Below are 14,600 nucleotides of genomic sequence, written 5' to 3' on the forward strand. Positions count from 1 at the left end.
CCAAGGTCGCCGTCCCGTCCGCAGTGTTCACCGTGAAGCCGATGTTCGCCGCAGCGTTCCCGCCGCCGTCAACGCTCACCGTGAAGTCGAAGTTCGTCGTGCCAGCGTCCCCTTCCGAGACCGCAACGTCGTCTATGCTGATAAAATCTTGCCCATAACCTTGATTACTTAGAATAAAAGCAACCAAAACCAAAAGCAATTTTCCTCCGTTCAAATTGGAAAAATGAAATAGCAAAGTTTTTTTTAAGAAGGTTAACATTACCTATTCAAGATTATAAGCTGGGTTTTTATGCCACAATAGGTAGGTTATTTGGGAAGAACCAATATTACTAAAAAATAAAGGAAGCCCCCAAAATTGTGGATTAAATCTAGGTTTATTGGCTGAAATGTAGAATTTCGTGGATAAATAGAATTCTACAGGGTAGCAGATGCAGTTTCAACCCCAGAATCAATTTTCTTCACCAAGCCTTGCAATACTTTGCCTGGGCCAACCTCTACAAAAGAATTTCCCCCATCCTTGATCATTTGCTGTATGCTCTGCGTCCATTTGACCGGAGCTGTAAGCTGCAACATTAGATTATTTTTGATTTCAGAGGCACTGGTAACTGCAGTGGTTGGAACATTCTGATAGATGGGACAATTAGGTTCGTTAAAATTAGTAGCATCAATTGCTGCTGCCAACTCTTCCCTTGCCGGCTCCATTAATGGGGAATGGAAAGCACCCCCAACCGGAAGCAACAATGCCCTTCTGGCTCCTGCCTCCTTCATCTTTTCACAGGCTTCATTTACGGCTTCCACGTCCCCTGAAATAACTAGCTGTCCAGGACAATTATAATTTGCAGGTACAACAATACCTTCAATGCTATCACATATTTCTTCCACTACCTCATCTGCCAAGCTTAAAACAGCCGCCATCGTGCTAGGTTTTAGCTCACAGGCTTTTTGCATGGCCAAGGCACGTTGACTAACCAGTTTAAGTCCATCCTCAAAATTTAAGGTTCCATTGGCGACCAAGGCCGAAAACTCACCTAAAGAGTGACCTGCAACCATTTCGGGTTTAAATGTATCTCCCAACACTTTGCTTAGTATTACTGAATGTAAAAATATAGCCGGTTGGGTAACTTTGGTTTGTTTCAGGTCGTCTGCTGTCCCTTCAAACATTATATCTGTGATGGAGAACCCTAAAATATCGTTGGCTTGTTCAAATAATTCTTGCGCCAAGGAGTGGTTTTCATAAAGATCCAATCCCATTCCAACAAACTGGGCGCCTTGTCCGGGAAATATATGTGCTTTCATTATAGTCTGGTTTTGATTCTGCTAAAATAGCGATATTTTGGAATGTTACAGCGCATTTTGAAGGGAGTTCCTGGTTACGGGTTATGGGTTATGGGTTACGAGTTATGGGTTATGGGTTATGGGTTGCGGGTGAAGGGTACGGGATAGGTTAATCCTTTTCATTTTCTTTAAACCAACCTGAATACGTAACATAGGCATTGGCAATGCGATCAATCTCCCCTGAGCTGAGTTCGGGACTTATATCCTTAATTTTCTTTGCCGGCATTCCTGCATATATGCTTCCTGCCTCTACATGGGTTCCCTGGGTAACCACTGCACCTGCCGCTATTATGGAATTGCTTTCCACGACACAATTATCCATGATTATGCTCCCCATACCAACAAGCACATTGTCATTAATGGTACAGCCATGTACAACTGCATTATGACCAATGGATACATTGTTTCCAATCGTAGTTGCCGCCTTTTTATAGGTGCCATGAATCACCGCTCCATCCTGCACATTGACCTTGTTTCCCATTTTTATGTAGTTCACATCGCCCCTCACTACGGCATTAAACCAAATACTGCATTGATTCCCCATGTTTACTTCACCCACAATAGTGGCATTTTCCGCAATAAAGCAATCATCACCAAATTCCGGGGTTTTCCCGCGCACAGACTTTATAATCATAATTCTTTCATTCTTATTTAAAATAGGAGAGCAATGTAGCTTTTTTGGATGCCGAAACAGACAATTCCTTTCCATTTGATAACACCACGCTCCCACCTTTTCCCTTTTTGTACTTAACCACTTCTGCCACGTTGACCAAATAGGATTTATGAATTCGGGCAAAGGCGTAGGAGTTAAGGGCATCCTCAAAATATTTAAGGGTTTTGCTCACCAATATCTTCTTATGCTCTAGATAGATTTCCGTATAGTTGTCATCAGCCTTACAAAAATAGATATCGCCCACTTCCAACACTTGAAACCCATCTTGTTGTGGCAAGGTAATTTTACCCTCTGCCTTAATAGGTTTGGCATTAAGCACTTGTCCATCCAGAGCATTTTCCTTTTCCCTGATCTCTTTTACATAGTTAACGGCCTTGATTAATTCATCAATATTGATAGGCTTCATTAAATAGTAGGCTGCATGGCTGTTCAAGGCATCCACGGCGTAGTGATTGTAAGCTGTAACAAAAACGGTCTCAAAAGTTCTGTCTGGCAGCTTGTCCAACAAGTCAAAGGCATTTCCAAATGGCATTTCCACATCCAAAAAGACCATGTCAGGTTCATTTTTCTTAATGAGTTCCAAGCCTTCGGAGATATTGGAAGCTTCCCCTAAAAGTTTTACCTCTTGGCAATATTTCGCCAGATAATTTCTTAGAATCTCCCTGCTATTGGCCTCATCCTCAACTAAAATCGCTGTCAAATCCATCAGTCCTTTCTTAGGTTTAAGGTTACTCTTGTTCCCGTTTGATCCTCCTTCAAATCTGCTATGGACACTTCCACCTTGTTCTTATACATATCATTTAGAATTTGAATGCGTTTTTTAATGTTCCCCATCCCCTTGGACTTCTGCTTCTTTTGATTTTCGGTCTTCAACGCAGCTGATCTCTTTCTCCCAATCCCATCGTCCTCAATCACAATTTTCAACTTATCCTTGGTTACTTCACTCACGTTGATTTTTAGAAAGCCCTTCTCCTCTTTGTATCGAAGTCCATGCCAAATAGCATTTTCAATATAGGGCTGCAAGAGCATCGGTGGAATCTCAAAGGCTTCAACATCAATGTTATCATCAACTTCGATGGAAAAATCAAACTTGTCCGAAAACCGGGAGTGCTCCAGTCTTACATAGAGTTCCAAGAGTTCCAACTCCTTGGGCAATGGAATAAAATCCTCCTCAGAATTTTCCAAAACACTTCGCATTAGAACCGAAAAATCACTTAGGAAACGGTTAGCACTACGTTCATCACTCTTGGCAATAAAATTGTTCACCGAATTGAGGGCATTGAAGATAAAATGGGGGTTCATTTGGGTTCGAAGCGACTTCAGCGCCAAAAGATTGTTGGCCAATTTTTGCTGCTGATTATTTCTATAGAACAAAAATGCGGTCAATGCCATCAAAACCATTCCAAAAATCAGGGAGTAGATGATCCATTTTTGCCTTTTACTCGCTTCCTCAAACAATTGCTGCTCTGTTAAGGCCAAGCTATACTTGCTTTGCGATAGTTCCCTTTCTTGCTCTAAACTTGAAATTCGGTTTTGTTTAGTTGCTATTTCCCGGTTCAATCGGGCAGCCCTTGAAATTTCCTGCTCTTTTCTCGCGTACAAACTATCCACTACCGCCACATAATCTTGATAGGTTTCCAGTGCCTTGGCAAAATCACCCTTATATCGGTATGCTTCAGACAATCTTCTTGTGGCATCCTTTTGCACTACCAAATCATCCTCGCTGTCCGCCTCTACGATACTCTTTTGAAGATAGGGTATGGCCTCATCCAGCTTATCCTGGGCTATGTACGCTCGACCAATCTTATAATTTATCTGTTGGGAAGTGATGGAATCCGGCAGTCCAGCAGTGGCATTATCTTTATTTACGGAAACACTGGGTAGTTGCTGCAGCTCATTCAAACTCTGTTTGCGCAATTGAATCTCATCCTCATAGCGGTTTTTTTCGTTATAGAAATCAGCCACCTTCTCATTTTCCTGTATCTGGCGCTCCGGAGCCACTTGTTTAGAGAGGTTCAAAGAATTGGCAAAAAAACCTTCAGCCTCAACCAGCCTGTTATCCCGTGCATAGGTATCTGCAATCTTGGAATTCAAATCAATCACTTTAGGGGAAATCTGATTTTTTTCGGCGATTTGAAGCGCTTCTTGATAGAATTCCAATGCTTTTTGCACATCTCCCAAGCCTTTGTTGGCATCACCCAGTCCTTCGTAAATTTCAATTCGTTGATAAGGTACCAGACCATTGACATCTACCAATGGTGCCAGCATGGACTCGCCATGCTCAAATTCCCCATTTAAAATATGGGCCTGACCCAAAAGCAACTCTATTTTTACCGTTCTTCTAGCGGTAAGGGCATCCTTGAAACTGCTTATGGCCAAATCATATTGTTGGTGATATAAATAAATTTCGCCCAGCGCCGTAAGTGAATTGGAGAGTTCTGTTTTGTTTCCCCGTTTACCCAATTGGGAAATGGATTGCGCAATAAAATCGATACTTTTTTCCAGGTCGGTTCTTTTATATTGGTTGGCAGAATCCAGAAAGCGCTGATGATTCTCCACTTTTCTGGAAATTGAGCTTAGCTTTTTCTCCTTTTTACTGCTTCTTGAGGGAGCATAGCCTTCCACCAATACATCCACATCCTCTTCAGAAGTAATCCGATGCCGTGCAGTTTCAAACTCCCCACTTTCAAAAATGAGCATATCCCCAATAGCGGCTCTAATTCTGAACTCTCCCAGGCTGTTGGTTGTGGTATAATAGCCCGAATCCGTGGAGACGTCCACGCCAGATATGGGCTCATAGTTCTCCTTGCCCTTCACAGAACCTTTGATTTCTACCCATTTGCGTCCGTCTTGCTGCTGCGAAAAGGCAACCATTGTAAACAGACTGCAGAGAAATACTATGAATTTTGATCTTACCATTGCTTTCCGCTTGCCATTTCTTGGTCAGTAGTGTTTATTTTGTTCCTTCCAGGGTTCTTTGCATCTCAGCATTCACTTTTTGGTCAACAATATCCACCAAGCTACCGGTTTCAAAATCATATTTTTTGATTATTGTGGGCTCATTGTGTTCCTCGTACTTTCCATCTTTGTTTTTATCAATCCCAAAACGAATGGCTATGTCCTTACCCGTGTTCAGCACTTTGAATTGGAAAACATCCGTTCCTTCGATAGCAACCGTTTTAAGTTCCCCAGTACCCATAGAATAAATATAAAGCGTTTTATAATCCTTTAGGTTGATTACTCCATCTTTAAAGGTATCTTTTTCAGAAACACTCAAAAGGAGAAAGATATCATCTTCAAAATACTCCGTTTGGATTTCATTGAAATTCACCCTTTTATCAAATAACTTTTTAAAATCATCCAGTTCTGGTTTATATACTATTATATTGTTGAAAGCTCCATAAAAGTAATTGGTATACCGCATGTCCACCTTTTCAAATAAACCTCCAGAAGACATAGCATTAAGGGATTCATCAATATCCTCAGGTTCACCCAAGGTTTTATGGGATACCGGTATGATATAAACTGAATTCAAGGTATCAATCAACCGTGGGGTCTCATAAGAGATTACTTGCTCCCGTTTATTTTCTTGTTGCAACTGCTCAATCTTTTCCTGCGATAAAATACCAGTATCAATATCGTCATCCGAATACCGTCCCAGCTCCAAAGCCCACATGGATACAAAGGCTATCAATGCAATAATTAAGAAAATTACCCCTACAGTCCCCAAAATGGCAAGCAGTCTTTGATTGTACTTTTCAATTTTCATTTTTATATATTTTTTTTCCGTGCAATTGGCACAAACTTTAGTAAACTTAGTTCATCCCAAGCGTTTTAAAAAATGGTGTTCCCCTGAAAACATTGCATTTTCCAGCCCTTTTGACCATGTCACAAAATGGTTTGCCCTACTCCCTCACTAAAGTGTGCTGTTCACTCATTCTGGATTTTAATTCAAAAAAGTTGGACATAGTTTTATCGCAGATTTAAAACATTGAACTATGAAACATTTGAAACACCTATTTGGAATAGCCCTTATGATTATGGCGACTGGAACACTATATGGTTGCAATCTTAAGGCACATCACCCGGAAACGGCTTCTTTGGTTACCACAGCCGTAGTTGAAAAGCCGGCAAAACAATATGTGAAAATAGCCCTGTTATTGGATACCAGTAACAGTATGGATGGACTTATTAATCAAGCAAAAGCACAACTTTGGGACATTGTCAACGAATTTACCCATGCGCGTTGCGGAAACGAGACCCGCCCATTGCTTCAAATTGCACTTTATGAGTACGGCAATGATAATTTAGCTTCGAGCGAAGGCTATATCCGTCAAGTGCTGGGATTCAGTGAAGACTTGGATGAGATTTCTGAAAAACTGTTTTCGCTGACCACCAATGGCGGGGAAGAGTTCTGCGGAGAAGTCATTCAAACCTCATTAAAGCAATTGGAATGGGGCAAAAATGCCGATGACCTTAAAATGATTTTCATTGCTGGGAACGAGCCCTTTACCCAAGGAAAGTTGAACTATAAGGATGCCGCCCACAATGCCAAAGAGAACGATGTTGTTGTAAATACCATCTTTTGTGGCAACTACGAGCAGGGAATCTCAACGGAATGGAAAAATGGTGCCACCTTGACCGGGGGTGAGTATATGGCCATTGACCATAACAGGCAGGTGGTACATATTGAAACTCCTTATGATGATGTGATTATTCAGCTCAATTCCAAGCTCAACAAAACCTATATTTCCTACGGATACCTCGGCGCTCAAAAAGAAGCGGCACAAGTAGCACAGGACATGAAAGCGAATGAAATGAACAAGGGGGTAGCCGTAAAACGATCCGTAAGCAAAAGTTCCAGACTTTATAAAAACTCCAAATGGGATTTGGTAGATGCCATTGAAGAGGACGAAATGGAAGTTTCAGAAATTGCCGTGGAAGACCTGCCTAAAGAACTTCAAGGCAAATCAGAAAAGGAAATCAAGGAATATGTGGAAGACAAAAAAGAGGAGCGTGAAAAGATCCAGAAACAAATTCAGGATTTGAACATTAAGCGTGAGGCCTATATTGCCAAGAACCAAAAGGAAGAGACTGGAGAGCTGGAAAATGCCCTATTATCAGCTATTAAGAACCAGGCAGCCAAGAAAAACTACAAGTGGGATTAGTTTTGTGTTGATTGTAGTTAAGATGGTCCATCCTAACCGATGGGCCATTTTTAGTTATTGGCGGCTGGGCAATAACAATCGTAGCGTTTGCTTTGATCATTCTGTCCAAATTCGTAACCCAAGGTAATTTGATGAAATCCACCATTGTCAAAACGAATATCCCCAGATTGGTAAGAATAATTATAAGAGAACAAAAATTGGTTCCAGTTTACCCCTACAATGGGCGTGAACAACTGTAAACGTTGCTCTCCAAATCCGCCATTCGTCTGGAATTGCGCCCCATCAAAGCTTCGTCTATAGGAAAGTCCAGCCCAAACTGTACCAAAACTTACATCTTTATACACCTTGGCATTAATATCCACCGTCTTTTCGCGGGTAAAATCTGTTAGCTGGAACAAAATGGAAGGTTCAATCCTAGTTTTTCTTCCAAAAATATAGCCGGCAGACAATAAATATCTTCGGAGGTTATCAAATTCTTCCAAACTATATAAATCCCTTCCACTGCCCAGCACGTTCAAAACGGCAAAGTGCGCGTAGAACTCCATATAATTATAGGAAGCTCCTAAATCAACATTAAAATAGCTTACAGTGTTTTTGGTTCCGGTAACAACCGGGTCCGGAATTATAGATCGAAATTCTGTTTCGTCCAAACTGCTTAGGATAACCCCTGCACTAAGTCCCAACGAAATCTGGTTCAAGGTCCTAAAATCCCCACCTAACTGTAGATGTTGGGCAAATGTGCCCTTAAATCCTGTTTGAGAGTGATAGCCATTGCTATCATTGAACAAAATGGCACCAATACCGCTGCGGTCCCCAACCCTTGAATTAAAGTTCAAGGTCTGTAAACTGGGTGCCTCATCCACGTTAAACCATTGTTTTCTTGCTGTTAGCCTAATCTTGGTTCCTTCCGCTATACCAGCCATTGAGGGATACACCAAATAGTAGTTGTCCGCCAAATAATCAAAATAAACAGGAATGCCTTCTTGGGCCTTAACGGTAAGCCCTACGGTCAGGGCAACAATCAGTGAGGTTAAATAGCGTCTCATACAGCGTTTGGGGCTATAGTTGGGGTTTAAAGGTAATCAAACATTTAAATAACGCCCTTCGGCATACATTATTATATATTTTGCCCCTCATCTTTACTTTGGTATTTTTGTACAAATTTTAGCTATGAACGATTATAACATTACGGTTGTACCCACCAACAACCCAAAAATCATAAAATTTGAGGCAAATCATTTCCTTGCAAAAGGCAATTATGAACTCAAAAATATAGATGAGGCCAAGAACTCGCCTTTGGCTCAACAACTTTTCTACCTTCCGTTTGTTAAGACGGTATATATCTCTGGAAATTTCATTGCCCTTGAGCGATTTGATATTGTGGAGTGGGAAGATGTCAAGGATGAAGTGGCCCAGCAATTGGTGGAATATCTGAATGATGGCCAGCCTGTGATTCTTGAAGAGGACGTGCAAAAGAAACAGCCCATTACCGTGTATGCCGAGGTAACACCTAACCCAGGAGTAATGAAGTTTGTATCCAACAAAAAAATAGTGCCCGCTACCTACGAGTTCAAGAATATTGACGAAGCCAAGGACAGTCCACTTGCACAAGAACTTTTTCACTTTCCCTTTGTCAAGGAGGTATTTTTGGATGAGAACTATGTTTCCGTAACCAAATTTGATATCGCCGAATGGGATACTGTGACCATGGAAGTACGTGAATTTATCCGGGATTTCTTAGCTGGTGGCAAAGAGGTGATTTCTGCGGAAAGTATTCAAAAATCCAAAGAAACCGCAAGCCAAAACCAAGCACAAACTGCTGTTGATGACACTTCCAAGCAAATCATTGACATCTTGGACGAGTATGTAAAACCTGCTGTTGCCAGTGATGGGGGAAATATCCTGTTCCAATCCTATGAGGCCGACAGTAAGACCGTCAATGTAATCCTTCAAGGAGCTTGTAGCGGTTGTCCATCTTCTACTTTCACCCTTAAAAACGGTATTGAGACCATGCTAAAAAACATGATGGGAGACAAGGTAAACGAAGTGGTTGCCATCAACGGCTGATTTCAGGTTCCCCTGCCATAGGTGTGATCAATTTTTGCTAAATTGAATAAATTTAAAATCATTAACTATTATGGCAGTATTAAAAGTAATCGAAGTATTGGCCAACTCGGATGAGAGTTGGGAACAAGCGGCAAAAAATGCACTGGATCAGGCATCAAAGTCGGTAAAAAACATACGTTCTGTTTACATTAACGAGCAAAGCGCTTCTGTTAAAGATGGCAAAATTGATGAATACAGAGTCAATGTAAAGATTACCTTTGAGGTAAAATAATCAAAGGGCAAGAAAACAATGCGCCCTTTATGGGCGCTTTTTTTATGTCCAAAAGAATTGTTATGATCAAAAGAATTATCCTATTATCGGTGATCATTTCACTGAACCAGGGCTGCACGCAAAAAACCAGTAAAGTGACCCATAAACACACCAATGCCTTAATCAATGAAACCAGTCCTTATCTGCTTCAACATGCGCATAATCCGGTGAACTGGGAAGCTTGGCGACCCGAAGTTCTGGAAAGGGCCAAAAAAGAGGATAAACCTTTACTCATCAGTATTGGTTATTCATCGTGCCACTGGTGCCATGTTATGGAAAAAGAGTGTTTTGAGGATGAGGAAGTGGCCCAAATGATGAACGACAACTTCATCAACATAAAAATTGATCGGGAAGAAAGACCCGATGTGGACCAAATTTATATGGACGCCATTACCATGATGTCCGGAAACGGAGGTTGGCCCCTCAACATTGTTGCACTACCTGACGGTAGACCCTTTTGGGGCGCCACCTATGTGCCCAAGGATAACTGGATAAAATCCCTACAACAGCTCATCGAGCTATACCAAAAAGACAAATCCAGAATAGTCAAGTATGCAACAGATCTGTCCAACGGGATCAATGCCATTAATTTGGTGGAGCATAAACCCGATTCCGATTTATTTACCATAGAACAACTGGATGCATCTGTGGAGAATTGGGCCAAGCACTTTGACAACTTTTTGGGGGGCTATAAACGGGCTCCCAAGTTCATGATGCCCAACAACTGGGACTTTTTAATGCATTACGCCGAGACCAACAACAAACCTGAGCTCATGGAGCAGGTGGATGTTACGTTGCAGCGTATTGCCTTTGGTGGGGTCTTTGATCATGTGGGAGGCGGTTTCTCCAGGTATTCTGTGGATACCAAGTGGCATGTCCCCCATTTTGAAAAAATGCTTTACGACAATGGACCCCTGACCAGCCTATATGCACGGGCCTATGCTGTTACCAAAAATGGGCTGTATCGAGATGTTGTTGAACGGACCATTGCCTTTGTACAAGAAGAATTATTGGATGAAGATGGAGGATTCTACTCCTCCTTGGATGCTGACAGTTTGGATGAAAATGGGGAGCTGGAAGAAGGCGCTTATTATGTTTGGACGAAGGAACAACTAAATCAGCTTCTAGGGGCGGATTTTGATATTTTCAAGGATTATTACAATATCAACTCCTATGGCCTTTGGGAACATGGCAATTATGTGTTGATTCGGGATAAAGAAGATGCCGAAATAGCCAAGAAGCACAACATTTCTATAGACGAGCTGAAAGGGAAAATGCGTGACGCGCTACAAATTCTTAAAGAAGAAAGAGCGAAACGTTCCAAACCCCGTCTTGATGATAAGATCCTCACTTCATGGAACGGACTCATGTTAAGTGGATTGATAGATGCATATCGGTACCTGGGGAACCGGGAATACCTGGCTATGGCCTTGAAAAATGGCGAATTTCTTGAAAAGGAAATGATTAAGGAGGATTATTCCCTCTTTAGGAACCATAAGGATGGTAAAAGTGATATTGATGCATTTTTGGAGGACTATGCCATTGTCAGTGAAGCTTTTTTATCGCTCTACGAGGTAACTTTTGATGAAAAATGGCTGAATCACTCCAAAAAATTGGTGGAATATGCCAAAGTTCACTTTTTAGATCCAAAATCCGGAATGTTCTTTTATACCTCGGATGCGGACACCTCTCTCATCAGGCGATCCATTGAGACTGTTGATAAGGAAATTTCCTCATCCAACTCCATCATGGCGAAAAACCTCTTGAAATTACATAAACTATATCCTGATGAAGGTTATGGGGACATGGCCAAACAAATGCTTAGAAATGTACAGGACGATTTTGTGGAAAGCGCCCAGGGATACGCCAATTGGATGAACTTGGTGCTATTCGAAAATCAGAATTTCTATGAGATAGCCGTGGTTGGGGAAAACTATAAAAAGTTGGGGAAGGAAATTAGCAAAACCTACATTCCCAATAGCATCTTGGTTGGTTCTGCCAAGGATGGACCTGTAGAATTGCTTACGAACAGATATGCAGAAGGAGAAACTTTTGTATACGTCTGCATAGAAGGCACCTGCAAACTGCCCGTGCAAACCGCAGATAAGGCCGTTGCGCTAATCAACAACTAATGAATCTATTATCCGCTTTACGTTATGAAACAACTCAGGGATTTTGAGCAACATTTAGAGCATGCCATAGAGTGGTTTTGGGGTTTTATGCCCAATCTGATACTGGCACTTGTTATATTTTTTGTTGGATTTTGGATAGTTCGGTTGATCAACCGGATGGTGCACCGATTTTTTGAACGGAAAGATTATGACCCCACCCTGGAAAGTTTTCTTCAAAGTTTTATAAGTATTGCCCTTAAAGTACTGCTCTTTGTAGTTGTAGTGACCCAATTGGGGGTAAAATCATCTTCTCTAGTAGCTATGGTAGGTGCTGCTGGCCTAGCCATTGGTCTTGCCCTACAAGGTTCGTTGGCCAACTTTGCCGGGGGAGTGCTCATCCTTATTTTCAAACCTTTTAAGGTTGGCGATTGGATTTCCGCCCAAGGGCAGGAAGGAAGCGTAAAGCAAATCAGCATCTTTAGTACCAAACTCAACACCTTTGGCAATCAAGTAGCCATTATACCCAACGGACAGTTGTCCAACGGCAGCATTGTAAACTACAATATGGAAAATACCCGACGTGATAAGTTTGATGTGGGTGTAGGATACGGCTCTGACATTAAAAAGGCCAAGGAAATTTTATTACAGATCTGTGCGGACAATCCAGATATTTTGACCGATCCCATCCCTGAAGTATATGTGGGAAACCTTGGGGATAGTTCCGTTGACCTTACGTTGCGCTTTTGGGCCAACAACGATGTATTCTGGCCAGCCCATTTTTATGTCATTGAGGAAACCAAACTTCGATTTGATCAGGCTGGTATAGAAATTCCGTTCCCACAAAGAGTGGTTCACGAAGGGGATTAAGCTTTTTTCTTGGTTTGTAATACAAAATCCTTGAGGTAGTAGGGCTCAAAGTAGGCTACATCCTCAAATTCCTTAGCTTGAAATTTGGCATAAGCCAGCACCGTCATTTCTCTTGCAGAGGGAACAACTTTGGTATGAAATTGAAAATTGGAATGCTGAAGTGCCTCTTTGCATTTCTCCGCTCCACTCCCCACAAGATGTACTTTTTCAAAATGAGTATACTCGCTAAATGTTGTGCCATCCACAACTTCTGCTCTTGTTTCGCGAACTTCGTCTCCATGTGCATCATAAACGGCGGAATACACTTCCATCCGTCTAGCATCCAAAACAGGAATTGCAAGCTCACCGGCATTGAGCTTCACTTGCAGCGCCATACTCTGAAGCGTTGGAATGGAAATCAGGGGAATATCCAACGAAAAACTGAGTCCCTTGGCCGCGGATACCCCAATCCGAAGTCCGGTATACGAACCAGGACCCTTGCTCACGGCAATGGCATCCAAGTCTGAAAAAGATAAAGAAGCCTCTTGCAAGGCTTCTTTTATAAATACGTGTAACTGCTCTGAATGGGAATAATTTACTGCATTATTCTCCTTTAAACACAGGATTTCCTTTCCCTTGGAAATACTTACAGAGCAATTGGTCGTTGCGGTTTCTAAATTGAGTATTATGGCCATAGCGGCCACAAAGATACTAGTTTAGTGAAATGGGTATACCAAAGTAGAACTCCAAAATTTTCAGTCTAAAGATATAGTCGTATTTGGTACGAATTACATCTGCCTCCGCATTGTCTACCCTTGATTGCGCTTGACTAAAATCAAAGGCATTCATCAATCCCACATTAAAACGTTCCTTGGCATAATCATAGGCCAATCTTCGGGCCTCCAAAGTTTTTTCAGCGGCTTCGTAGGCCTTAAAAAAGGTGGTAACATCTACGTATGCTTGCTGGATATTGGTCTCTAAGTCCAATTTGTCCTGCTCAAATTGCAATTTGGCCTTTTCCAAATTGATTTGGGAACGTTTTACATTGTTCCTGGTGCTCCATCCATTAAAAATGGGGACATTCAATTGGGCGCCATACGAAACCCCATCAAAAATCCACAGCTGATCGGTGAAATTGGGCGTAAAAGGAACCCCATTAGCATCGGGAATTTGGGTTACATCGGAATACCTTGTTCCATACTGGAAAAATGCAGAAAGTGTTGGGTAATACGCTCCTTTGGAAATTTTTAAATCCTCTTCTGCAAGTTGTACGTTGGACTCTGAGAACTTGATATCGTTTCGAAAACCCAATGCTTTGTCAAAAATGACCTTCGCAGAGTTATTCAAGATATCAGAAGGTGGAATATCAAATTCCTCATCCGCTACGTCAAAATTGACATAATCCGTAATCTGAAGCAATTGGGCCAAATTAATCCTTGCAATAAGAACCAAACTCTCCCCATTTACAATTTGCTGCTCTTGATTGGCTGCGGTAGCCTCAATTTCCAACAAATCCCCTCTGGGTACCACTCCGGACTCCACCAATTCCTTGGTTCGTTTCAAATCCTGCTCTGTTACCTCGTATTGCGCACGGAAAGTTTTTAGCTGCTCCTTATTGGAAATAACTTGCAAATACGAATTGGCAACACTCAAACGAATATCATCCTTTAAATCGTCCAAGCGATATTGACTGGCAATGGCATTCAGTTTAGCCCTATCCAATTGGCGCATATTTCGCAAACCATCAAACAAGGTTACATTGGAACTCAAGGATCCATTTACGTTAAAGGCCGTACTGTTTGTGGGCAAGTTATTGGTTGGATTAATGGAAAAACCCGTGTTACTGGACACTGTGGCCGAGCCATTTAAATTGGGAAGCATATTTCCTATGGCATCCGACTTATCAATTTTGGCACTTTCCAAATCCAATTCAAACTGTTCAATGGTCAAGTTGTTCTCTACTGCAAATGTTACACATTCCTGCAGGGTCCACTTTTTCATTTGAGCGTTGGTGGCGAACATGGCAAATACTACCATGATCACTGTGATCTTAAATTTCATTCGTTTTTTGATTTTTTGATTGATTATTG

14 protein-coding genes are annotated in these 14,600 nt (G+C 41.7%); 5 read left to right on the top strand and 9 right to left on the bottom strand.

What is annotated here, in order from left to right; translation table 11 throughout:
• From FGG15_RS08920 to FGG15_RS08945, 6 genes are all read right to left on the bottom strand, one after another.
• On the bottom strand, positions 1-259 hold a 259-nt coding region (locus FGG15_RS08920; protein WP_202619541.1), incomplete at its 3' end, for a hypothetical protein.
• Positions 260-414: 155 nt separating this feature from the next.
• Positions 415-1,296 (bottom strand): ACP S-malonyltransferase, encoded by an 882-nt coding sequence (gene fabD / locus FGG15_RS08925; RefSeq protein ID WP_138835453.1) that lies wholly within the window; start codon positions 1,294-1,296, stop codon positions 415-417.
• A 148-nt stretch (positions 1,297-1,444) separates the two neighbouring features.
• A complete protein-coding gene (locus FGG15_RS08930) occupies positions 1,445-1,969 on the bottom strand; it encodes a gamma carbonic anhydrase family protein (RefSeq protein WP_138835455.1) in 525 nt (174 codons plus the stop codon).
• 13 nt (positions 1,970-1,982) lie between these two features.
• Positions 1,983-2,714, bottom strand: coding sequence for a LytR/AlgR family response regulator transcription factor (locus FGG15_RS08935; protein ID WP_138835456.1), 732 nt, complete (start codon positions 2,712-2,714; stop codon positions 1,983-1,985).
• On the bottom strand, positions 2,714-4,927 hold the full coding sequence (locus FGG15_RS08940; RefSeq protein ID WP_138835458.1) for a tetratricopeptide repeat-containing sensor histidine kinase: 2,214 nt from the start codon (positions 4,925-4,927) through the stop codon (positions 2,714-2,716). Before FGG15_RS08940 ends, FGG15_RS08935 begins: the two co-directional genes overlap by 1 nt.
• Before the next feature lie 34 nt (positions 4,928-4,961).
• The gene (locus FGG15_RS08945) at positions 4,962-5,777 is read right to left on the bottom strand and encodes a hypothetical protein (RefSeq protein WP_138835459.1); all 816 of its coding nucleotides are present in this window, start codon (positions 5,775-5,777) and stop codon (positions 4,962-4,964) included.
• Between the two features lie 229 nt (positions 5,778-6,006).
• Here FGG15_RS08945 and FGG15_RS08950 point away from each other — a divergent pair, with 229 nt between their 5' ends.
• Positions 6,007-7,176 carry a vWA domain-containing protein gene (locus FGG15_RS08950; protein WP_138835461.1) on the top strand — a complete coding sequence of 390 codons (1,170 nt, stop codon included), beginning with the start codon at positions 6,007-6,009 and terminating at the stop codon, positions 7,174-7,176.
• 50 nt (positions 7,177-7,226) lie between these two features.
• On the opposite strand, the gene FGG15_RS08955 is transcribed toward FGG15_RS08950, so the two are convergent.
• Positions 7,227-8,222, bottom strand: a complete 996-nt coding sequence (locus FGG15_RS08955) for a PorP/SprF family type IX secretion system membrane protein (RefSeq protein ID WP_138835463.1) — start codon at positions 8,220-8,222, stop codon at positions 7,227-7,229.
• 124 nt (positions 8,223-8,346) lie between these two features.
• Here FGG15_RS08955 and FGG15_RS08960 point away from each other — a divergent pair, with 124 nt between their 5' ends.
• The 4 genes from FGG15_RS08960 to FGG15_RS08975 all read left to right on the top strand — a co-directional run bounded on the left by FGG15_RS08960 (position 8,347) and on the right by FGG15_RS08975 (position 12,531).
• The gene (locus FGG15_RS08960; protein ID WP_138835465.1) at positions 8,347-9,243 is read left to right on the top strand and encodes a NifU family protein; all 897 of its coding nucleotides are present in this window, start codon (positions 8,347-8,349) and stop codon (positions 9,241-9,243) included.
• A 70-nt stretch (positions 9,244-9,313) separates the two neighbouring features.
• The gene (locus FGG15_RS08965) at positions 9,314-9,514 is read left to right on the top strand and encodes a dodecin family protein (protein ID WP_136466086.1); all 201 of its coding nucleotides are present in this window, start codon (positions 9,314-9,316) and stop codon (positions 9,512-9,514) included.
• Between the two features lie 62 nt (positions 9,515-9,576).
• The gene (locus tag FGG15_RS08970) at positions 9,577-11,685 is read left to right on the top strand and encodes a thioredoxin domain-containing protein (protein ID WP_138835467.1); all 2,109 of its coding nucleotides are present in this window, start codon (positions 9,577-9,579) and stop codon (positions 11,683-11,685) included.
• A gap of 24 nt (positions 11,686-11,709) precedes the next feature.
• Positions 11,710-12,531 (top strand): mechanosensitive ion channel family protein, encoded by an 822-nt coding sequence (locus tag FGG15_RS08975; protein WP_138835469.1) that lies wholly within the window; start codon positions 11,710-11,712, stop codon positions 12,529-12,531.
• Here the strand turns inward: FGG15_RS08975 and tsaB are convergent.
• Together tsaB and FGG15_RS08985 are read right to left on the bottom strand one after the other, a co-directional pair.
• The gene (gene tsaB / locus FGG15_RS08980; protein ID WP_138835471.1) at positions 12,528-13,205 is read right to left on the bottom strand and encodes a tRNA (adenosine(37)-N6)-threonylcarbamoyltransferase complex dimerization subunit type 1 TsaB; all 678 of its coding nucleotides are present in this window, start codon (positions 13,203-13,205) and stop codon (positions 12,528-12,530) included. The two genes, FGG15_RS08975 and tsaB, sit on opposite strands and share 4 nt — an antisense overlap.
• Before the next feature lie 16 nt (positions 13,206-13,221).
• The gene (locus FGG15_RS08985) at positions 13,222-14,571 is read right to left on the bottom strand and encodes a TolC family protein (protein ID WP_138835473.1); all 1,350 of its coding nucleotides are present in this window, start codon (positions 14,569-14,571) and stop codon (positions 13,222-13,224) included.
• Positions 14,572-14,600 lie beyond the last annotated feature (29 nt).

Source organism: Flagellimonas algicola (genome assembly GCF_005937185.1).
In the GTDB taxonomy this organism is placed as follows: domain Bacteria; phylum Bacteroidota; class Bacteroidia; order Flavobacteriales; family Flavobacteriaceae; genus Flagellimonas; species Flagellimonas algicola.